The 19,449-nt window shown below is 70.4% G+C and carries 17 protein-coding genes and 1 tRNA gene; 4 read left to right on the top strand and 14 right to left on the bottom strand.

Annotated elements, in window-relative coordinates; all coding sequences use genetic code 11:
- Positions 1 to 156: 156 nt before the first annotated feature.
- The 3 genes from rpsA to polA all read right to left on the bottom strand — a co-directional run bounded on the left by rpsA (position 157) and on the right by polA (position 5,840).
- Positions 157 to 1,650: a 30S ribosomal protein S1 gene (gene rpsA, locus ABZ810_RS19635; protein WP_358404789.1), complete on the bottom strand. Its 1,494-nt coding sequence runs from the start codon at positions 1,648 to 1,650 to the stop codon at positions 157 to 159.
- A 245-nt stretch (positions 1,651 to 1,895) separates the two neighbouring features.
- Positions 1,896 to 3,017, bottom strand: a complete 1,122-nt coding sequence (locus ABZ810_RS19630) for a polysaccharide deacetylase family protein (protein ID WP_358404788.1) — start codon at positions 3,015 to 3,017, stop codon at positions 1,896 to 1,898.
- Positions 3,018 to 3,152: 135 nt separating this feature from the next.
- The gene (gene polA / locus ABZ810_RS19625) at positions 3,153 to 5,840 is read right to left on the bottom strand and encodes a DNA polymerase I (RefSeq protein ID WP_358404786.1); all 2,688 of its coding nucleotides are present in this window, start codon (positions 5,838 to 5,840) and stop codon (positions 3,153 to 3,155) included.
- Positions 5,841 to 5,978: 138 nt separating this feature from the next.
- On the opposite strand from polA, the gene ABZ810_RS19620 reads away from it, so the two are divergent.
- Complete coding sequence (locus tag ABZ810_RS19620) at positions 5,979 to 6,338, top strand: hotdog fold thioesterase (RefSeq protein ID WP_358405507.1); 360 nt, start codon at positions 5,979 to 5,981, stop codon at positions 6,336 to 6,338.
- 309 nt (positions 6,339 to 6,647) lie between these two features.
- Positions 6,648 to 7,184, top strand: coding sequence for a DUF4352 domain-containing protein (locus ABZ810_RS19615; protein WP_358404785.1), 537 nt, complete (start codon positions 6,648 to 6,650; stop codon positions 7,182 to 7,184).
- Between the two features lie 123 nt (positions 7,185 to 7,307).
- On the opposite strand, the gene ABZ810_RS19610 is transcribed toward ABZ810_RS19615, so the two are convergent.
- The 6 genes from ABZ810_RS19610 to ABZ810_RS19585 all read right to left on the bottom strand — a co-directional run bounded on the left by ABZ810_RS19610 (position 7,308) and on the right by ABZ810_RS19585 (position 13,249).
- On the bottom strand, positions 7,308 to 8,135 hold the full coding sequence (locus tag ABZ810_RS19610; RefSeq protein WP_358404782.1) for an ABC transporter ATP-binding protein: 828 nt from the start codon (positions 8,133 to 8,135) through the stop codon (positions 7,308 to 7,310).
- Positions 8,125 to 8,865 carry an ABC transporter ATP-binding protein gene (locus ABZ810_RS19605; RefSeq protein WP_358405506.1) on the bottom strand — a complete coding sequence of 247 codons (741 nt, stop codon included), beginning with the start codon at positions 8,863 to 8,865 and terminating at the stop codon, positions 8,125 to 8,127. Before ABZ810_RS19605 ends, ABZ810_RS19610 begins: the two co-directional genes overlap by 11 nt.
- 86 nt (positions 8,866 to 8,951) lie before the next feature.
- Positions 8,952 to 10,034 (bottom strand): branched-chain amino acid ABC transporter permease, encoded by a 1,083-nt coding sequence (locus ABZ810_RS19600; protein ID WP_358404780.1) that lies wholly within the window; start codon positions 10,032 to 10,034, stop codon positions 8,952 to 8,954.
- 32 nt (positions 10,035 to 10,066) lie between these two features.
- Positions 10,067 to 11,035 (bottom strand): branched-chain amino acid ABC transporter permease, encoded by a 969-nt coding sequence (locus ABZ810_RS19595; protein ID WP_358404778.1) that lies wholly within the window; start codon positions 11,033 to 11,035, stop codon positions 10,067 to 10,069.
- A gap of 107 nt (positions 11,036 to 11,142) precedes the next feature.
- Positions 11,143 to 12,303, bottom strand: coding sequence for a branched-chain amino acid ABC transporter substrate-binding protein (locus ABZ810_RS19590; protein WP_358404776.1), 1,161 nt, complete (start codon positions 12,301 to 12,303; stop codon positions 11,143 to 11,145).
- 331 nt (positions 12,304 to 12,634) lie between these two features.
- Positions 12,635 to 13,249, bottom strand: coding sequence for a response regulator (locus ABZ810_RS19585; protein WP_358404774.1), 615 nt, complete (start codon positions 13,247 to 13,249; stop codon positions 12,635 to 12,637).
- A 94-nt stretch (positions 13,250 to 13,343) separates the two neighbouring features.
- On the opposite strand from ABZ810_RS19585, the gene ABZ810_RS19580 reads away from it, so the two are divergent.
- Both ABZ810_RS19580 and ABZ810_RS19575 read left to right on the top strand, forming a co-directional pair.
- Positions 13,344 to 13,417 (top strand) — tRNA-Leu (locus ABZ810_RS19580).
- A gap of 56 nt (positions 13,418 to 13,473) precedes the next feature.
- Positions 13,474 to 14,256 (top strand): transcriptional regulator, encoded by a 783-nt coding sequence (locus ABZ810_RS19575; protein ID WP_358404772.1) that lies wholly within the window; start codon positions 13,474 to 13,476, stop codon positions 14,254 to 14,256.
- Here the strand turns inward: ABZ810_RS19575 and ABZ810_RS19570 are convergent, their stop codons facing one another.
- Genes ABZ810_RS19570 through ABZ810_RS19550 form a run of 5 tightly spaced genes read right to left on the bottom strand, consistent with a single transcriptional unit; the run spans position 14,257 to position 19,386 of the window.
- A complete protein-coding gene (locus ABZ810_RS19570; protein ID WP_358404770.1) occupies positions 14,257 to 15,456 on the bottom strand; it encodes an MFS transporter in 1,200 nt (399 codons plus the stop codon).
- A complete protein-coding gene (locus ABZ810_RS19565) occupies positions 15,453 to 16,220 on the bottom strand; it encodes an SDR family oxidoreductase (RefSeq protein ID WP_358404769.1) in 768 nt (255 codons plus the stop codon). Before ABZ810_RS19565 ends, ABZ810_RS19570 begins: the two co-directional genes overlap by 4 nt.
- 2 nt (positions 16,221 to 16,222) lie before the next feature.
- Positions 16,223 to 17,146, bottom strand: a complete 924-nt coding sequence (locus ABZ810_RS19560) for a sulfotransferase (protein WP_358404766.1) — start codon at positions 17,144 to 17,146, stop codon at positions 16,223 to 16,225.
- Complete coding sequence (locus ABZ810_RS19555; RefSeq protein WP_358404763.1) at positions 17,143 to 18,105, bottom strand: family 3 encapsulin nanocompartment shell protein; 963 nt, start codon at positions 18,103 to 18,105, stop codon at positions 17,143 to 17,145. Before ABZ810_RS19555 ends, ABZ810_RS19560 begins: the two co-directional genes overlap by 4 nt.
- A gap of 27 nt (positions 18,106 to 18,132) precedes the next feature.
- Positions 18,133 to 19,386 (bottom strand): aminotransferase class I/II-fold pyridoxal phosphate-dependent enzyme, encoded by a 1,254-nt coding sequence (locus ABZ810_RS19550; RefSeq protein ID WP_358404761.1) that lies wholly within the window; start codon positions 19,384 to 19,386, stop codon positions 18,133 to 18,135.
- Between the last annotated feature and the right edge of the window lie 63 nt (positions 19,387 to 19,449).

Here is a 19,449-nt window from a genome sequence, read left to right as displayed (position 1 = left end):
AAGGCCGCACGACGGCCACTTTCAGGGCCCACGCCGGGTGAGACGGGCCGGGAAACAGAACACGGCCGGAGGGAGATCCGATGGGATCTCCCTCCGGCCGTGACTCAGGTCACCGGCCGGGACCGGACGCCGCGCGGGCGTCCGATCCTGGTGGTCTTACTGACCGCCGGAGAGCTTCTCGCGCAGTGCCGCGAGGGCCTCGTCGGTGGCGAGGGCGCCACCGGCGGTGTCGGCGTCGTCGCCGCCACCGGAGTACGAGGTCTCGCCGCCGCCGCCGCCGACCGTGGTGGTGCCCCCGGTGGCTTCGGCCTCGGCCTCGGCCTTGCGGGCGTCCTCGATCTGCTTGCGGTGCGCGTCGAACCGCGAGCGGGCCTCGGCGTACTGCCGCTCCCAGGTCTCACGCTGCTCGTCGAAGCCCTCGAGCCACTCGCCGGTGTCGGCGTCGAAGCCCTCGGGGTACTTGTAGTTGCCCTGGTCGTCGTACTCGGCGGGCATGCCGTAGAGGGTCGGGTCGAACTCCTCTTCCTCGACCACGACGCCCTCGTTGGCCTGCTTGAGCGACAGGCTGATGCGGCGCCGGTCGAGGTCGATGTCGATGATCTTCACGAAGATCTCGTCGCCGACCTGGACGACCTGCTCCGGGATCTCCACGTGGCGCTCGGCCAGCTCGGAGATGTGGACCAGGCCCTCGATGCCCTCCTCGACCCGGACGAACGCGCCGAACGGCACCAGCTTGGTGACGCGGCCCGGCACGACCTGGCCGATCTGGTGGGTGCGGGCGAACTGCTGCCACGGGTCTTCCTGGGTCGCCTTGAGCGACAGGGAGACGCGCTCGCGCTCCATGTCGACGTCCAGGACCTCGACCGTGACCTCCTGGCCGACCTCGACCACCTCGGAAGGGTGGTCGATGTGCTTCCAGGACAGCTCGGAGACGTGCACCAGACCGTCGACGCCGCCGAGGTCGACGAACGCGCCGAAGTTGACGATCGAGGACACGACGCCCTTGCGGACCTGGCCCTTCTGGAGCGTGTTGAGGAAGGTCTGGCGGACCTCGCTCTGCGTCTGCTCGAGCCAGGCGCGGCGGGACAGGACCACGTTGTTGCGGTTCTTGTCCAGCTCGATGATCTTGGCTTCGAGCTCGCGGCCGACGTACGGCTGAAGGTCGCGGACCCGGCGCATCTCCACCAGGGAGGCCGGAAGGAAGCCGCGAAGACCGATGTCGAGGATGAGGCCGCCCTTGACGACCTCGATGACGGTACCGGTGACGATGCCGTCCTCGTCCTTGATCTTCTCGATCGTGCCCCAGGCGCGCTCGTACTGCGCGCGCTTCTTGGACAGGATCAGTCGGCCTTCCTTGTCCTCCTTCTGGAGGACGAGGGCCTCGACGTGGTCCCCCACGCTGACGACCTCGTTGGGGTCGACGTCGTGCTTGATGGAGAGTTCGCGCGAGGGAATGACGCCCTCGGTCTTGTAGCCGATGTCGAGGAGGACCTCGTCACGATCGACCTTGACGACGGTGCCTTCGACGATGTCGCCGTCGTTGAAGTACTTGATGGTCTCATCGATCGCTGCGAGGAATGCTTCCTCGGAACCGATGTCGTTGACCGCTACCTGCGGGGTGGTCGAGGTGGCCTCGGTGCTGCTCGTCATGTGTCGGCTGGCTCCGGATACGGACATGCGTAGGTGTCATGATGCGCGGAGGGCCTTATATCCGCCCTGCCGAGGACCGGGAAAGGGACGCAGCCTGAACCGCGTCGAAGAACCGAACCGAAGTCAACGACCTGACCGAGCGCGAGCCTGCTCTGTCCGAAGCGCACGCAAGCCCACAGCGCAGCGATCAGGATATGGGACGAGACACCTGTGGTCAATCGGAGAGTGCGACTTGGGCCCCCCGCTCAGTACGAACGCCCGTACGGACGGTAACCCTCGGCCAGCGTGTCCTCGTCCGCGGACGGGAAGGAAATGGTATTCGGATCCCCGTCTGATGTGTACCGAGTGTCCGGATCTTTGTCCAGCTTGTCCAGCCATGCCGTCGAGCAGAACTCCCGGCAGTCGTTCTCCTTGATCTTGCCCTCGGACCTGACGCGCAGGATGGCGAACCGGTCGAAGTCCTTGTCGAACGGCGAGTCGGACGGCTTCCAGCCGGCCAGGAAGATCCCCCGGAAGTCGTACTCCCCGTCCTTCCTCTGCGCCCAGGACCGCTTGCCGGGCGCGGATCCGAACGGGTAGGCAAGCGTGGAGGCGTGGGTTCCGGTCAGCCGGACGATCGTGCTCTCCATCCCGCCGATCTCCTTCTGGACCCCCTTCTTGGAGAGCTGCGAGAGATCAGGATGGCTCACCGTGTGGTTACCCAGCTCGAACCCGTGCCGCCGCAACCACGTCAGCCCGTTCGCGGCCTGGTCGCCCATCTGGAAAAGATCCTCGTTCAGGTAGAAGGTCGCGACCGGCCGGAAACCGGGGTTCTTCGCGGCGACCTCCAGCAGGATCGCCACCGCCGTGTCGGGCTTGGGCCGGCCCTGCTCGTCCAGCCCGAAGTGCCCCGGCGTGCTGTCGTCGAACGTGAGCACCACCGGGTGCTTGCCCAGCGGAACGTCGATCCGCCCGCTCACCATCTCGGCCGCCGTGATCGGCACGTACCCCTCGCGCGCGAGCCGCTCCAGCTCCTTGCGGAACTCGTCGACGGACCGGTCGAGCGACAACGTCGGCTTCTTCAGGATCCGGTGGTACATCAGCACCGGGATCTCGCCCAGCTCGTTGGCCTTGGCGGCCGCCGCCCGCGGCGTGGCCGCCCCGATCTTCACCGGCGCGGTCGGGCTGACGGTCGGCAGCGCGGTCGGCGACGTGTTGCCCGCCGGCGTGGCACGGGCGGTCGTCCCGGGTGAGGCCGTGGCCCGCTGCGCGGCGTGCGCGGCGTCGGCCGCCCGCCCCTGCCTCTCCGGCTCCGCGCGCGGCAGCGTGAGCCCCAGCACGACGGCGATGACGATCAGGCAGGCGGCGAGCTTGTGGAGGGTTGGCACGAGCCTCCCGTCGATCGGCGCTGATACGACCGACGCCAAGCCTAGAGCCGCCCGGTCCCGCCCGAACAGACTCCCGGCCCCCCGAACCCGCCTACCCCCCCGTTCCGGCGCCGAGATGGAACGGAGGGTGCCGGATCAGTGCGCCGCGTCTTGCCAGGTGCGTCCGGTGCCCATGGAGACCTCGAGGGGCGCGCGGAGCTCGTAGGCGCCGGCCATCTGCTCCTTGACCAGGGCCTTGAGCCGCTCTTCCTCACCGGCGGCGACCTCGAAGACGAGCTCGTCGTGGACCTGGAGGAGCATCCGGGACTTCAGGTCGTGGTCGCGCAGGGCCTGGTCGACCTTGAGGCTGGCGACCTTGACGATGTCGGCGGCGGAGCCCTGGATGGGGGCGTTGAGGGCCATCCGTTTGGCCATCTCGCGGCGCTGGCGGTTGTCGGAGGTGAGGTCGGGCAGGTAGCGGCGGCGGCCGAGGATCGTCTCGGTGTAGCCGTCCACGCCGGCCTGGATGACGACGTTCTTGAGGTAGTCGCGGATGCCGCCGAACTGCTCGAAGTACTCCTCCATCAGGCCCTCGGCCTCGCCGGTGGAGATGCGCAGCTGCTGGGAGAGGCCGAACGGGGAGAGGCCGTAGGCCAGGCCGTAGTTCATCGCCTTGATGCGGGCGCGCAGCTCGGAGTCGATCTGCTCGGGCGGCAGGCCGAACACGCGGGACGCGGTGATGGTGTGGAAGTCGGCGCCTGAGGAGAAGGCCTCGATGAGGGCCTCGTCCTCGGAGAGGTGGGCCATGATCCGCAGCTCGATCTGGCTGTAGTCGGCCGTGAGGAGGGTCTCGAAGCCGGGGCCGACGACGAAGGCCTCGCGGATCTGGCGGCCCTCGGCGGTGCGGATCGGGATGTTCTGCAGGTTGGGGTCGGTCGAGGAGAGCCGGCCCGTCGCGGCGACCATCTGGTTGAACGTGGTGTGGATGCGCCCGGCGTCGTCGGCCATCGGGATGAGGGAGTCGACGATGCTCTTGAGCTTGGCGACCTCGCGCCAGCGCAGGATGTGCTCCAGGACGGGGTGGCCGTCCTTTTCGAGGAGCGTGGTCAGGGCGTCGGAGTCGGTGGTGTAGCCGGTCTTGGTGCGCTTGGTCTTGGGCAGGTTGAGCTCGTCGAAGAGCACCTGCTGGACCTGCTTGGGCGAGCCGAGGTTGAACTCGTGGCCGACGGCGCCGTGGGCGGCCTGCTCGGTCTCCTTGACCTGGCCGCCCAGGGACGCGGAGAGCCCGGCGAGGTGGTCGGCGTCGACGGCGATGCCCGCGCGCTCCATGTCGGCCAGGACGCGGACCAGGGGCAGCTCGACCTCGTGCAGCAGGCGGGTGGCGCCGCGCTTCTCCAGGTCCTTGTCGAAGACGCCGGCGAGCTCGACGACGGCGCGGGCACGGACCGCGAGGTCGTTGGCCGCCTCCTCCTCGCCGGAGCCGTCGAGGGTGAGCTGGCCGGTGTCCTCGGTCTCGCTGCGCAGCTCGCGGTGCAGGTAGCGCAGGGAGAGGTCGGCCAGGTCGAACGTGCGCTGGCCGGGCAGCGCCAGGTAGGCGGCCAGCGCGGTGTCGCTGGTGAGGCCCTCCAGGGTCAGGCCGCGGGCGTGGAGGGCGAGCATCGGGCCCTTGGCCTCGTGCATCGCCTTGGGACGGTCGGGATCGGCCAGCCACGCGGCGAGGGCGCGCTCGTCGTCCTCGATCAGCTCGGCCGGGTCGAGGCTGACGGCGGGGCCCTCCGGGGAGGCCAGCGCGAGGGCGGTCAGCTCGCCCGTGCCGCGGCCCCAGCTGCCGGTGACGGCGATGCCGAGGCGGGTGCCGGCGTTGTCGTCGAGCCAGGCGCCCAGGGCGCCGGGCTCCAGCGTCTGCAGGTCGATCTCGAAGCCCTCGTCGGCCTCCGGCTCCGGGGCGGACAGGGACTGGTAGAGGCGCTCGCGCAGGACGCGGAACTGCAGCGAGTCGAACAGCGCGTGGATCTCGTCGCGGTCCCACTGGCCCATCGACAGCTGCGGCGGGGTGAGCTCCAGGCCGACGGCGTCGTCGAGCTTGTTGAGCTGCTGGTTGCGCAGCACGTCGCCGAGGTGCTCGCGCAGGTTGTCGCCGGCCTTGCCCTTGATCTCGTCGACGTGCGCGACGAGCTGGTCGAGGTCGCCGTACTTGACCAGCCACTTGGCGGCGGTCTTGGGCCCGACGCCGGGCACGCCGGGCAGGTTGTCGCTGCTCTCCCCCACCAGCGCGGCCAGCTCGCGGTAACGCTCGGGCGACACGCCGTACTTGGCCTCGACCGCGGCCGGGCCCATGCGCGACAGCTCGGACACGCCGCGGACCGGGTAGAGGATCGTGACCTTGTCGTTGACCAGCTGGAACGCGTCACGGTCGCCGGTGACGATCAGGGTCTCGAGACCGGCCTCGGTGGCCTGCACGGCCAGGGTGGCGATGATGTCGTCGGCCTCGAACCCCGCCACCGACAACCGCGGGATGCGCAGCGCGTCGAGCACCTCGAAGATCAGGCTGATCTGGCTCCGGAACTCGTCGGGCGTCTTCTGCCGGCCGGCCTTGTACTCGACGTAGGCCTCGTGCCGGAACGTCGGCTCGGACCGGTCGAAGGCCACCGCGATGTGGGTCGGCCGCTCGTCCCGCAGCACGTTGATCAGCATCGAGGTGAAGCCGTAGACGGCGTTGGTCGGCTGCCCGTCGGTCGTCGAGAAGTTCTCGACCGGGAGGGCGAAGAACGCCCGGTAGGCCAGGGAATGCCCGTCGAGGAGGAGGAGTCGCTGCTTGTCAGGGGTCGATGGTTCTTTCGCCACACTAGGACTCTAGTCTGCCCGTGAGACAGTTTCAGGGAGGCATACGTGACTGACACCGGCGATCAGCGGGCGGATCTCCGCGCGCGGGCGGAGATCCTCGCGGAGGCGGGCGTCGACTCGCACGGGGACCTCGCCCGGATGATGGGGATCGAGTACCTCGAGGCCTCCCCCGAGCGCGTGGTGGGCCGGATGCCGGTCAAGGGCAACACCCAGCCGTACGGGATCCTGCACGGCGGCGCCTCCTGCGTCCTGGCCGAGTCGATCGGGTCCGCCGGGGCCGCGCTCACCGCGGGCGAGGGCCGCATCGCGGTCGGCGTCGAGATCAACGCCACCCACCACCGGCCGGCGACCGAGGGCTTCGTCACGGCCGTCGCCACCCGGGTGCACGCGGGCCGCACGCTCGCCACGTTCGACATCGCGATCACCGACGACCAGGACCGGCGGGTGTGCACCGCGCGCCTCACCTGCATGCTGCGCGACGCTCCCCCGGCGCCCTGACGCGCCGCCCGGCCGGGGTTCGTGCGGCCGGAGTCCGCCACTTCCTTTGCGGACGGCCCCGAACGATCGGTAGCGTGGTTCGGAACGGCCCGGGATCACCGAGTAGACAACGTACGCGACCGGGGAAGGCCCGTACGGCCCCAAAGGTGGTCCCGGGCCCGAATCATGTCCGGAGCCGTTCCCGCCCTCCCCTCCCCTCCCCTCCCCTCGCCCCGCCGCAACCGGCTAAAGGCGATCACCGGTTGCGGTTAGGTTGCAAAAACGTCTCCGGTGTTCCCGGCGGACGAGGCGCCTGCTTACGGTCGCGGCATGCGGATGATCGTTCTCGTGGCGGCGTTCGGGGCCGTGCTGGGACTGGCGAGCGGCTGCTCGGGGGACGACGGCTCCCCCGAGGCGGCGCCGACCTACGAACTCTCGCCGCGGCCCGTGCGGCCCGACGAGAAGGTGCTGAAGATCGCGCCCGTCTCCGACGGCGACACCGCGTTCAAGGCCATCGGGATCACCACGCTGCCCGAGATCACCGGCAGCCACGCCAACATGAAGCCCGAGGGGCAGTACGTCCGCGTCCGGGTGGAGATGGTCAACAACGGGCGGACCACCACGCTCGTGGACGTCGACAAGCAGCGGCTGGTCGCGTCCGACGGCTCGGCGAGCAAGCCCGACTACGACGCGATGATCATCAAGCGGCAGCCGTTCAAGCTCGACCTGGGCGCCGCGATGCGGGTGGAGATGGACCTCTGGTACGACATCCCCAAGACCGCCCGGCCCGCGTCGCTGAAGTTGTTCGGGGGCTCCACGCTCACCGACATGAAGGACCTGGAGGGCACCGACCTCAAGCTGGCGTGACACCCCGCCCCGCCCGCGGCGAGCCGTGACACCCCGGCGCGCGACGGAGGCCGTGCCCGCGGGGGGTGATCCCGCGGTCACGGCCTCCGTTTCCAGCCGTTCAGCCGTCCGGCGGCGCCGCCGTCAGCTCTGGCCCTCGCGCTTGGACGTGTCCGCCGCCGGCGTGTCGGTGGCGGTGCCGTCCGGCGCGGTGTCGGCCGGGGCGTCGTCCTCGGCGGCGGCCTGGGCCGCGGCCTCCTCGATGTCCAGGTCGCCACCGAGGTAGGCGGCCTGGACGTCCGGGTCGGCCAGCAGTTCCGCGGCGGGCGCGGACTTGATGACCCTGCCGGTCTCGATGACGTACGCGCGGTGCGCCAGCGAGAGCGCCTGCCGGGCGTTCTGCTCGACCACCAGGACCGTGGTGCCGCGCCGGTTGATCTCCTCGATGATCTTGAAGATCTGCTGGATCAGCATCGGCGCCAGCCCCATGGACGGCTCGTCCAGCAGCAGCACCTTGGGCTTGGTCATCAGCGCCCGCCCGATGGCGAGCATCTGCTGCTCGCCGCCGGACATGGTGCCGCCCATCTGCTTCTTGCGCTCGCCGAGCCGCGGGAACAGGTCGTACACCTCGGCCAAGTCCTCGGTGAGCTCCCCCTTGCGGGCGTACGCGCCCATGTGGAGGTTCTCCTCGACCGTCATGCCAGGGAAGATCCCCCGGCCCTCCGGCGACTGGCCGATGCCGAGCAGCACCCGCTTGTGGCCCGGGACCTTGCTGATGTCCTTGCCGTCGAAGGTGATCCGGCCGGACGACAGCGGCCGCAGGCCGGAGATCGTCTTCAGCGTGGTGCTCTTGCCCGCGCCGTTGGCGCCGATGAGGGTCACGATCTCACCCTCGTCGACCGTCAGCGACACGCCCTTGAGCGCTTCGATCTTGCCGTAGTGGACGTAGATGTCCTCGATCTCAAGAAGCATCGGCGGGAGCCCCCAAGTACGCCTCGATCACCTTCGGGTTGCTCTGCACCTCGTGGGGCAGGCCCTCGGCGATCTTCTGGCCGAAGTCCAGCACCGCGATCCGGTCGGCGATGTTCATCACCAGTCCCATGTCGTGCTCGATGAGCAGCACGGTGACCCCGGTGTCGCGGATCTTGCGGATGAGGCCCTGCAACGCCACCTTCTCGGCGGGGTTCATGCCCGCCGCCGGCTCGTCCAGCAGCAGCAGCTTCGGCTCGGTCGCCAGCGCGCGGGCGATCTCGAGCCGCCGCTGGTCACCGTAGGAGAGGTTCTTGGCGGTGCTGTGCGCGTTGCCTGCGATGCCGACGAACTCCAGCAGCTCCAGACCACGCTCACGGCCCCGGCGCTCCTCCTTGTGGTGCCACGGCAGCCCCAGGATCGCGCCGATCGCGCCCGTCTTGTGGTGCGCGTCCGCGCCCACCATCACGTTCTCCAGCGCCGACATGTTGTGGAACAGCCGGATGTTCTGGAACGTGCGGGCGACCCCGCGCTTGGTGACCTTGAAGCGCTTCATGCCGCTGATGCGCTGGCCGTCGAAGACGATCGCGCCCTCGGTCGGCTTGTAGACCCCGGTGGTCACGTTGAACACCGTGGTCTTGCCGGCGCCGTTCGGCCCGATCAGGGCGAAGATCTCGCCCGTGTTGACGGTGAGCCGCACCTGCTTGAGCGCCACCACGCCGCCGAAGCGCATCGTGACGTCGGCCAGCTCCAGCAGCGGGCGCGCGGCCGCGGCCTCCTCCCCCGGCGTGCCGGGGGTCTTCTCGATGCTCACGTCGCTCACTTGCTCACCTCCGACGACGCCGCGGTCCCGGGACCGGCCACCTCGGCGCCCATGGCGCCCATCCCGCCGGTGCCCTCCTTGAGCTCGGCCTTGCGCCGTCTCGACGGGAGCAGGCCCTCCGGCCGCAGGATCATCATGAGCACGAGCACCGCGCCGAACAGCATGTAACGGTACTCGTCCAGGAACCGGAAACGCTCCGGCAGCCAGGCGATGATGAACGCGCCCAGGATCACACCCGGAATGTTGCCCGAACCACCGAAGACGACACAGACCAGGATCGTCGCCGACAGGATGAACGTGAAGTTCTCCGGCTGGATGTAGCCCTGCGGGCCGCCCATCTGGCCGGTGCCGGCGAGACCGCCGACCATCGCGCCGATGAAGAACGCCAGCAGCTTGAACTTGAACGTCGGCACGCCCATGAGCTCGGCGGCGTCCTCGTCCTCGCGGATCGCGGCCCAGGAACGCCCGACACGGCTGTTGTTGAGCCGCACCGAGACGACGATGACCACGACGATCATCGCGACGACCAGGTAGTAGAACGGCTTGACGTCCAGCACGTCGTTGAAGTCCAGGCCGAACATCGTCGGTGGCCGCGGCAGGTCGGAGATGCCGCGCGAGTCGCCGATCGCGGTGGTGTTGCGGGCGACGATGCGGATGATCTCACCGAAGCCCAGCGTCACGATCGCCAGGTAGTCGCCGCGCAGCCGCAGCGTCGGCGCGCCGAGCAGGATGCCCGAGAGCGCGGCGATGGCGAGGGCCGCGACGACCGTGGCCCAGAACGGCCAGCCGTGCAGGCCGCCGAGCACGCCGACGCTGTAGGCGCCGATGGCGAAGAACGCCACGTACCCCAGGTCCAGCAGGCCGGCCTGGCCGACCACGATGTTGAGCCCCAGCGCCAGCAGGATGTACAGGCCGATCGGGTCCCACAGCGTGGTGACCCAGTCGGTCTCCGGCGACATGAACGACTTGACGCCCTCACTCGGCAGGACGAACAGCACGAAGAGGAGCAGGAGAAGGTAGATCGCCCAGCGGTAGTACCAGGCGGCCCCGGCCCACCAGTCGCGGATCCGGTCGGACACACCGCTCCCTGAACTGAGTGACTGTTTGAGGTTCATGCGCGCGCCTGCTGCAGGGATTCACCGAGGATGCCGGTGGGACGGAACATGAGGATGACCACGAGGACGGTGAACGCGATGACGTCCTTCCACTCGGATCCGAAGAAGATCGCGCCCCAGTTCTCGATCAGGCCCAGCGCGAACCCGCCGAGCAGCGCGCCCCGCAGGTTGCCGATGCCGCCGAGCACCGCGGCGGTGAACGCCTTGACGCCCAGCACGAACCCGACGTTGAAGACGGTCAGCTCGAACTCGACGAGGTAGAGGACCGCGGCGACACCGGCCATGGCGCCGCCCAGCAGGAACGTGGTCCGCACGACGTTGTCGATGTTGACGCCCATGAGGACGGCCGTCTCGGGGTCCTGCGCGGTGGCGCGGATTCCACGGCCGACCTTGGTCCGGTTCACGAACTGGTCGAGGGCGATCATCATCACCACGGCGGCGACGATCACGATGATGTGGTCGAGCCGGACCGTCGCGCCGAAGATCTCGAAGACCTTGTCGCGTTCGACGAGGCGCGGCGCCCCGATCTGGTTACGGCCCTCCGGCCGGTCGAACAGCCTGGGGATGACCTCCAGGGCGAACAGCTCCTGGAGGAAGAACGAGGCACCGATCGCCGAGATCAGTGCGGCAAGCCGCGAGGCGCCCTTTTTACGCAGGGGCCGGTAGGCGACGAGCTCGAGGAGGACCGCCGCGCCACCCGAGGCCGCCATCGCGATCACCATGATCAGCAGCAGGACGCCGATCATCGCGATGCCGCCGGCGGGCGAGGTCAGGCCGATGATCTCCGTGACGGTGAACAACGCCGCGATCGTACCGATCATGAAGATCTCGGAGTGCGCGAAGTTGATCAGTCGAAGGACACCGTAGACCAGCGTGTAGCCCAGCGCGATCAGCGCGTAGATGGCTCCGACGGTCAGGCCGCCCACCGTGGACGGCCAGAACTGGTTGATGAAGTCGTTGAGCAATGGGTTTCGCCTTCAAGACGGGGACGACGATCCGTCGTCCGACTGACAAGGGCGGGAGCGCGGTAGCGCTCCCGCCCTTGCGCCGTCACATCCGTGGCAACCGAGCGTCAGCTCTTCGGCTTGGCCTCAGCGGACGTACCGAGCCACTTGATCGCCCCGCCCTGCACCTGGTACAGGTGGATCGTGGTCGTCGCGAGCTCACCGTCGGGAGCCCACTTGATGTCCTTGGAGACACCCTTCGCCGAGTAGGTGCCCAGGAAGGTGTTGATCTTCTCCCCGGTCTCGTTGCCCGCCTTGATCGCCGCGACGAACGAGCTCGCGGCGTCGTAGCCCTCGGTGGAGTAGATCGCCGGGTTGGTGTTGACCTTCGCCTTGTAGTCCGTGACGAACTTGACCAGGGTCGGGTCGGTCTGCTCACCGAACGGGATGAAGCAGGGGCAGCCGAGCAGGGCGTTCTCCGCCTGCTTGGCACCCGCCGCCTCGACCAGCTTGGCGTCGAGCGAGCCGTCGCCCGAAGCCCAGAGGGCCGTCACGCCGCCGTCACGGAGCTGCTTGAGCAGCTTGCCGCCCTCGGAGTAGTAGCCGCCGTAGAAGATGACGTCCGGCTTGGCCGCCGCGACCTTGGTGACGGTCGAGGAGAAGTCCGACGCCGTCTCGTCGATCTGGTCGCGCTGGGTGTCGATGCCCTTGCCCTTGAACGCGTTGAAGGCGAAGTCACCGATACCGATGCTGTAGGCCTTCTTGCCGTTGATGACGTAGGCCTTCTTCGGCGACTTGGCCTTGATCAGGGCCTCGGCGATGCCCGCGCCCTGCGCCGCGTCCGTCGCGACGAGGCGGTGCCAGTACTTGTGGCCCGCCTTCGACAGGTCGGGGTTGGTCGCCGACGGCGTGATCATCGCGACCTTGCCCTTTTCCAGGATGCCGTTGGCCGCCTTGGACTCGCCCGAGAACGCCGGGCCGATGATCGCGACGATCTTGTCGTCCTTGATCGCCTTCGGAGCCAGCGCCGCGGCCTGGTTCTCCTTGCCCTGCGTGTCGTAGCGGATGAGCTTGATCTTCTTCTTCGGGTTCGTCGCGTTGTACTGGTCCACCGCCAGCTGCGCGCCGTTGAACGGCGGGATGACGATGGCCGAGTCCGGCCCCGAAAGGTCACCCATGAACCCGATGTTCAGGGTGTCGCCGCCGCCGCCGCTGTCATCGCCACCGCAGGCGGCCGCACCGAGCGCCAGCACCGCGCTCATCGCCACCGCTCCGGTGACTCTCATCATGTTGCGCCGCAAGGTGCCCAACCTTTCATCCGGATCCTTGAATCGGATCGGGTACGAGTGTCAAGCCCCACGTCTCGCCCTCAGCGGGTGAAAGCGGTCACTCGGGGACCTGTCGTTAGTACACCGACGAGACATCACAGATCAGCATCCAAGGGCAGAAGGGTTACCCCTTCGTTACGGCTCCGTGCCCATAGAACACCGGCCCGTACATGGGCTGATTACGGAGTGTCACCAATCGACACAGACATCCCATGAATGTACGCCGAACATTCCCCGAATGTGGAGTCCGGCACCCCACCCCACCTGGAAGGCCTTCCGAAGCGGCTCCGGATCAGGCGTCGGGGGCCTCGTCGGCGGGCTTGCCGAGGGCCCCGGCGAGGACCGCGTCGGCCACGGCGCGCATGGTGAGCCTCCGATCCATGGACGTCTTCTGGATCCAGCGGAACGCCTCCGGTTCGGTCCAGCCGTTCGCCTCCTGCAGCAGCCCCTTGGCGCGATCCACCACCTTGCGGGTCTCGAGCCGGTCCTGCAGCCCGGCGACCTCGGCCTCCAGGGCGCGCAGCTCGGTGTAACGGCTGACGGCCATCTCGATGGCCGGGGCGAGGTCGGTCTTGGTGAACGGCTTGACCAGATAGGCCATGGCACCGGCCTCGGTCGCCCGCTGCACCAGCTCGCGCTGCGAGAACGCGGTGAGGATGACGACCGGCGCGATGCGGTCGGCGGAGATCCGCTCGGCCGCCGAGATCCCGTCGAGCACGGGCATCTTGACGTCGAGTATCACCAGATCCGGCTTGAACTCGGCGGCCAGCCGCACGGCGGTCTCGCCGTCCCCGGCCTCGCCGACGACCTCGTAGCCGTCTTCCTGCAACATCTCCTTGAGGTCCAGGCGGATCAGTGCCTCGTCCTCAGCGATCACCACACGTCGCGCGCTCTCCGTCACGCGCACGAGACTACCGGGACCCGCTACCCTGGTCCTCGGCAGGTCACTACCGGGGACCGAAAGATCTTGCCACCGCGCATATGATCTGCCTGAACGCCCTGCCCCGATACTCCAACCGGCAGAGAGTGCGGTCTCAAACACCGTTCAGTGTGGGTTCGAATCCCACTCGGGGCACCTTGCCGACCGTTACGGCCGGCGGTCTTGTCGCACCCAGGTGCGACACTGTCCGCATGTACGACAGCACAGTGCGTGATCGCGCTCTCGGACTCCTCTCTTCTGGTCTCAACATCAGCGAGGTGAGCCGCCGCACCGGCATTTCCCGCTTCGCGTTGCGTGAGTGGCGGTTAAGAACGGAACAGGGCCGTGACCTCTATGTCGCGGGCGCCCGTGACTGTCCCCGGTGCACGGGCTCTCCCAGCGGCCCTCAGCCCGAAAGGGACTACGCGTATCTGCTGGGCCAGTATCTGGGGGACGGCTGCATCAGTCCCGTCTCAGACCCCGGCAAAGGAATCTGGGCGCTCCGGATCTCCTGCGCGAACGCCTGGCCTGGGGTCATGCACGAGTGCGAGGCCGCGATCAGAGCGATCCATCCGCACAACAAGGTGCGCCTCATTCCGCGCGAAGGCTGCACCGAGGTCAACAGCCACTCCAAGCACTGGCCCTGTCTGTTTCCTCAGCATTCGCCGGGCAAGAAGCACCTGCGCAAAGTGGAACTGGCGATGTGGCAGCAGACCATCGTGGCGAGGCACCCCGAGCGGTTCGTCCGCGGGCTTCTCCACTCGGATGGAAGCCGCTTCACCAACAGGGTCCGGAGGCAGCTTCCGTCCGGGGAGCGTTGGTACGAATATCCGCGTTACAACTTCACCAACCTCTCCCTCGACATCCAGGTGCTTTTCGCCGAGGCGCTCGACGCGCTCGAGATCCCGTGGAAGCAGATGAACCGTACGACCATCTCGGTGGCCAGGCGGGAGGGGGTGGCGCGTCTGGATGAGTTCGTGGGGCCCAAGTACTGATCAGGTGGCCGTCGATGGGTGGTCGTGGGCCGGGTGGGGGGCGGGGCGGCCGGCGAGGTGGCCGGTGAGGGCGGCGGCGAGGGCGGTGAGGGCGGCGGCGGCGAAGACGGCCGGGTAGCCGAGGCCGGTGGCGATGGCGCCGGTGAGCAGGCCTGCCGCGCCGAGCCCCAGGTCCCAGAACGAGGTGAACGCGCCGAGGGCCGCGCCGCGTTCGGAGGCGTCGGAACGGTTGATGACCAGCAGCGCGAGGGACGGGTAGAGGAGCGTGAATCCGGCCCCCATCACCGCCGCGCCGAGCCCGGCCGCCCAGGGGGTCGTGGCTGCGGCGATCAGGGCGAGGCCGGCCGCCTCCACCAGGCCGGCCGCCACCGCGATGCGGGCGGCCCCGGCGCGGTCGGGCAGGCGCCCGCACAGCAGGCGGACCACGATGTAGGCGGCGCCGAAGAGGGTGAGGGCGAGCGGGCCGCCGCCCACGCCGCGTTCCTCCAGATGCAGGACGACGAAGCCGGCGAGCGCCGCGTAGCCGACCGCCGCGAGGGCCAGGGCGGTGCCGGGCAGCAGCACGGGCCGCGGGATCAGGCTGCGGGAGACGCCTCCGCCGCCCAGGTCGGGAGCGGGCAGGCGCAGCGCGAGCGGGACGGCCAGGAGGGGCAGCATGATGTGGAAGAGCCACACGGCGCCGTAGCCGCTCTCGCGGCGCAGTGTCTCGCCGATCAGGGGGCCGAGCGTCCAGCCGCCCCACATCGACAGGCCGTACCAGCCGACGAGCTGGCCGCGCCGGTCCTCGGGCGCGAGCGAGACCACCCAGAGCGAGCCCGCGGTGAACGTCGCGGCCTCCGCGACGCCCATGATCACGCGCAGCACGAGCAGCGAGCCGGTGCCGGCCGTGCCGCCCAGCGCGGCGGCCCCCGCGTACCCGGCGCCGACGAGGGCCGCGGTGGCCGCTCCCGCCGCGATGACCGTGCGGACGTCGCCGCGCTGCGCCAGCCGCCCGACGTAGGGGCGGCTGAGCAGCGCGGCGACGGCGGAGATCCCGAACGCGGCGCCGACGACGAGGGGGCCCCCGTCCAGCTCGGTGGTGATCAGGCGGGGCAGCACCGGCACGGCGGCGCCGAACGCGGTGAAGGTGAGCAGCACGGCCGCGCACAGTCCCGCGAAGGCGCCCGTCCAGGCCCGTGACTCCGTCGCGGGTGCGGTCACGGGATGCCCTCGTTGGCGCCGCCGTCGACGAGTTGCACGGTGCCGGTGACGAATCCGGCGTGTTCGGAGGCGAGGAAGGCGGCCACCGCGGCGAACTGGTCGGGGTCGCCCACCCGGCCGAGCGGTATCCCCTTGGCGATCTCGGCGACGGCCGCGTCCGGGTCGCCGAACTGGCGTTCCAGCGCGGGGGTGCGGTGGTAGCCGGGGGCGAGCACGTTGACGGTGATGTCGCCCGCGCCGAGCGTGTGGACGAGGGACTTGGCGAAACCGACGAGGCCGGGGCGTGTCGCGTTCGACAGGCCGTAGCGCGGGATGGGCCGCCGCACGGTCTCGGAGGTGATCATCAGGACGCGTCCCCAGGCGGCGGCGCGAAGGTGCGGCAGGGCGGCCAGGGCGAGGGCGACGTGCGGGATGTACGCGGTGTCGAGCGCGGCCCGGTAGTCGGCGGGGGTGAAGGTGTCCACCGGGCCGGGGCGCGGGCCGGCGCCGTTGGTGACGACGACGTGCAGGGCGCCGGCGTGGCGGACGGTCTCCTCGACCCATTCCTCGGGGGCGCCGTCGGTGGTGAGGTCGAGGGCGCGGCTCCAGACGCGCCCGGGCCCGGCGGCGTCGATCTCCTGTGCGGCGGCGGCGAGCCGGCCGGGGTCGCGGCCGCAGATCGCGACGTCGGCGCCTTCGGCGGCGAGCCGGCGGGCGACGGCGCGGCCGAGCCCGCTGCCGCCGCCGGCCACCAGGGCGACCTTGCCGGTCAGTCCGAGGTCCATGGTCACCTTTCTCGGGGGATCAGCGGGTAGCGGTAGCGGCGCAGGAGGGGCGCGGCGATGAGGGTGCTGGTGAGGGTCTCGCCGCGGGGCAGCCCGGCGACCCAGGCGTCGTCCGGCCTGATGCGGACGTCGCCGCGCTGGAGCCGGTCGGGGTTGCCGGTGACGGTGTGGTTCTCGCCGAGGGTCGCCACGCCGCCGGCGGTGACGGGCGGCGTGCCGGGCAGGCCCGCCCAGCGGACGAGGGCGGCGAGGACGCGGGCCGGGTCGGTGGTGAAGTCCTCGTAGCGGAGCCTGCGGTACCGGTCGGGGAAGGCTGCGCCGATCCATTGGGACGCGATGTTGAAGCCGGTCCAGTAGGCGGTGCTGCGGCGTACGTCCATGGCGGGGATGTAGGCCTTGGCGCGGCGCCAGGAGTAGGCGGTGGCGCGCGGGTCGCGGACGAGGTGGAGGACGCGGGCGTCGATCCCGTCCAGGCCGCACAGTGCCGCGGCCTCGGCGGGGAACTTGGAGCTGTCCACCAGGACGTCCGCGCCGAGGACGTCCGCGGCCGTCTCGTACAGCGTGGTCATGGCGGTGAGGGTGGCCCGCACGCCGGCGTCCGGGGCCGCCCTCCCCCGCGCCTCCGCGAGCCGCCGCCGCGTGTGCCGGGTGCGCAGGTGGGCCTGGTGCCGCCGGACGCGGTCGGCCGCGATCTCGCGCAGGCCGGCCTCGTCCGCGGCGGTGAGCGCCAGCGCCTTGCCCCAGACGCGGCACGCCCGGAGGTCCTCGCCGCAGCCGCAGGTGGGGTTGGTGCCGGTGCCGAGGACCCCGTTCGACCACAGGTAGGACAGCTCCCCCGCGTGGGCGACGCGCGGGAGCTCGCCGAGGATGTTGCCGAGCAGCGTGCTGCCCGACCGGCACCAGCCGGTGATGTAGAGGACCTTCACCGGAGGGCCTCCCCCAGGTCGGCGAGCACCAGGTGCTGGGGCAGGTGGACGGCCAGCCCCACCTGGCAGTACGCCTCGACGACGTCGGGGGCGCCGTCCCCGCCGCGGCGCAGGACCAGCCGGGAGCGGGCCGGGTCGAGCAGCGTCGCGACGGCGCGGAAGTCGCCGAACAGCGCCTGGTGCCGGTCGATCATGCGGGTGCGGGAGACCCGCACTCCGACGGCGTTGAGGTGGGTGAGCCTGCCGTCGAGGGTGAGCCGCCAGTAGACGTCCGGGTGCACCACCATGCCGTCGCAGGAGCCGCCGGTCTCCTCGACCAGGGCGGCGGCCCAGGCGACGTCGGCGGCGAGGCCGCCGCGCCCCCGGGCGGTGCGGCGGCCGCGCACGTTGAGCAGCCCGGTGACGGCCTCGTCGGCGCTGCCGTGCAGCAGGACCTCGTTCTCGGCGGTGCAGAGCCGGACGACGACGCGGCGGTCGACGTAGGCGCCGAACAGGTCGGGGTGGCCGGTCAGCCCGTCGGGCAGCGGTACCGCGACGCGGACCTCGGTGAGCCCGGCGCTCTCCAGCCTGGGCTCGAACGCCGACTCGGGGCTGGAGGCGTAGGAGACTCCGGACTGCGCGGGGGTGTCGGACCTGATCGGCTCGCTCACGTACCAGGCCTGCTCGTCGCCGTCGAGGTCACGCGCGCCCAGCAGGTGCCTGACGGTGTAGCGGGGGCGGGCGGCGAAGAACGGGAAGGTGGTCGTCAGCGTGAGCGGCAGGTCGAGGGCCACCTCGGACGCGCCGGGCGACGCGGCGGCGAGGACGGCGGCCAGCTCGCGTCCGGGTGAGGGGGCGGCGGGGTCGGCGGCGACCGGCGGGGCGACGGCCGGCGTCGCGGCGGCCGGCACGGCGGTCTGGGCGTTCGGGGGTCGATGGGCGGTGTCGGGGGCGCCGTTCGGCACGGGCTGCGCGGACATGCGGGACTCCCTTCGGGTGCCGGCGGCTCAGGCGAGCGCGGACAGCACCTTGCGGACGGCGGTCACGAGGTCGTCGCAGTCGTCCAGGCCGAGATTGGCCGACAGCGGGACGTCGATGGCCTCCCCCACGTACCTGGTGGTCTGTGGCAGTGCCGCGCGGGCCGCGTCGGCGTCGTCGCCGAGCAGGAAGCGCCAGTTCCAGAACGAGCGCACGTTCTTGTCGCCGCGGTCGCCGAGGGCCCTCGCGTCCACGCCTTCGGCGCAGAGCGCCCGCGCGAACCAGGCGCACTGGTCCGGGGTCGCCCCTTCGAGCCGGAAGACCAGCGCCTCGCCGAGATAGGCGCCGGGCGCCACGGGGCGGCGGAGGGCCAGGCCGTCGATGCCGTCCAGCCGTTCGGCGACGTGGCCGTAGTTGCGCTGGTGCAGCGCGAGCCGGTGCGGGAGCCGGTCGAGCAGCGCGCCGGCGAGCGCGGCGCGGATCTCGTCCATGCGGAACGAGAAGATCGGATAGGCGAGGTCGTCGACGGCGGGCGGGGGCGTGCCGTCGAAGTGGCGGGCCATGCGGTCCTCGTAGGCGCCGCTGTAGACGATCGCGCGGGCGTGCGCCTCGGCGTCGTCGGTGATCAGGAAGCCGCCCTCGCCGGTGTTCAGCGACTTGTCGGACTGGGTGCTGAAGGCGCCGAACCGGCCGAAGGTGCCGAGGTACCGGTCGCCGATCCGGGCGCCCAGGGCGGGCACCGCGTCCTCGATGACGGGCACGTTCCATTCGTCGGCCAGGGCGCGGATGGCGGGCATGTCGCTGGCGAAGCCGCGCATGTGCACGACGACGATCGCCTGGGCGCCCTCGGCGAGCGCGCGCTTGAGGTCGTGGACGTCCAGGTGCAGGTCGGCGTCGCACTCCACGAGCAGCGGCCGGTGCCCGGCGAGCAGGATCGCGCTGGGCGTGGCGGCGAAGGTGAACGCCGGGCAGGCGACCGGCGACCCCGGCTCCAGGCCGCACGCCATGAGCGCGAGCGCGATGGCGGTGGTGCCGCTGCTGCACGCCAGGGCGTGGGCGGAGCCGAAGTAGCGGGTCAGGTCGCGTTCGAAGCGGCCCGTGCAGGTGTCCTCGTAGGGCCGGTGGTCGTAGCGGAAGTACAGGCGGGTGCGGACGGCCTCGGTGACGGCCGCCTCGTCGGCTGGGCTGATGAAGACGTCGCCCTTGTCGTAGGTGGGCCACGGTCCGGTCCGGACCGGTGCGCCCCCCGCGACGGCGAGATCCGCCTCCTGACTGGTGAACACGGTGCGTCCTCCACTCGTCGGCACGCCCGGGCCGCCACCGGTTCGGCGGCCCGTCACCCGGGC

The sequence above is a fragment of the Spirillospora sp. NPDC047279 genome, assembly GCF_040643285.1.
Lineage (GTDB): Bacteria > Actinomycetota > Actinomycetes > Streptosporangiales > Streptosporangiaceae > Spirillospora.
The sequence above is the reverse complement of the archived record's forward strand: the minus strand, read 5'-3'. Positions and strand labels throughout refer to the sequence as shown.

Bases quoted from the DNA above. Each gene is read 5' to 3' on its own strand.
- ABZ810_RS19575 (WP_358404772.1), top strand. From the start codon at position 13,474: ATGTACGACAGCACAGTGCGTGATCGCGCTCTCGGACTCCTCTCTTCT.
- ABZ810_RS19615 (WP_358404785.1), top strand. From the start codon at position 6,648: ATGCGGATGATCGTTCTCGTGGCGGCGTTCGGGGCCGTGCTGGGACTG.
- ABZ810_RS19605 (WP_358405506.1), bottom strand. From the start codon at position 8,865: ATGCGCTTCGGCGGCGTGGTGGCGCTCAAGCAGGTGCGGCTCACCGTC.
- ABZ810_RS19555 (WP_358404763.1), bottom strand. From the start codon at position 18,105: ATGTCCGCGCAGCCCGTGCCGAACGGCGCCCCCGACACCGCCCATCGA.
- ABZ810_RS19590 (WP_358404776.1), bottom strand. From the start codon at position 12,303: ATGATGAGAGTCACCGGAGCGGTGGCGATGAGCGCGGTGCTGGCGCTC.
- ABZ810_RS19620 (WP_358405507.1), top strand. From the start codon at position 5,979: ATGATGGGGATCGAGTACCTCGAGGCCTCCCCCGAGCGCGTGGTGGGC.
- ABZ810_RS19610 (WP_358404782.1), bottom strand. From the start codon at position 8,135: ATGCTTCTTGAGATCGAGGACATCTACGTCCACTACGGCAAGATCGAA.
- rpsA (WP_358404789.1), bottom strand. From the start codon at position 1,650: ATGACGAGCAGCACCGAGGCCACCTCGACCACCCCGCAGGTAGCGGTC.
- ABZ810_RS19565 (WP_358404769.1), bottom strand. From the start codon at position 16,220: ATGGACCTCGGACTGACCGGCAAGGTCGCCCTGGTGGCCGGCGGCGGC.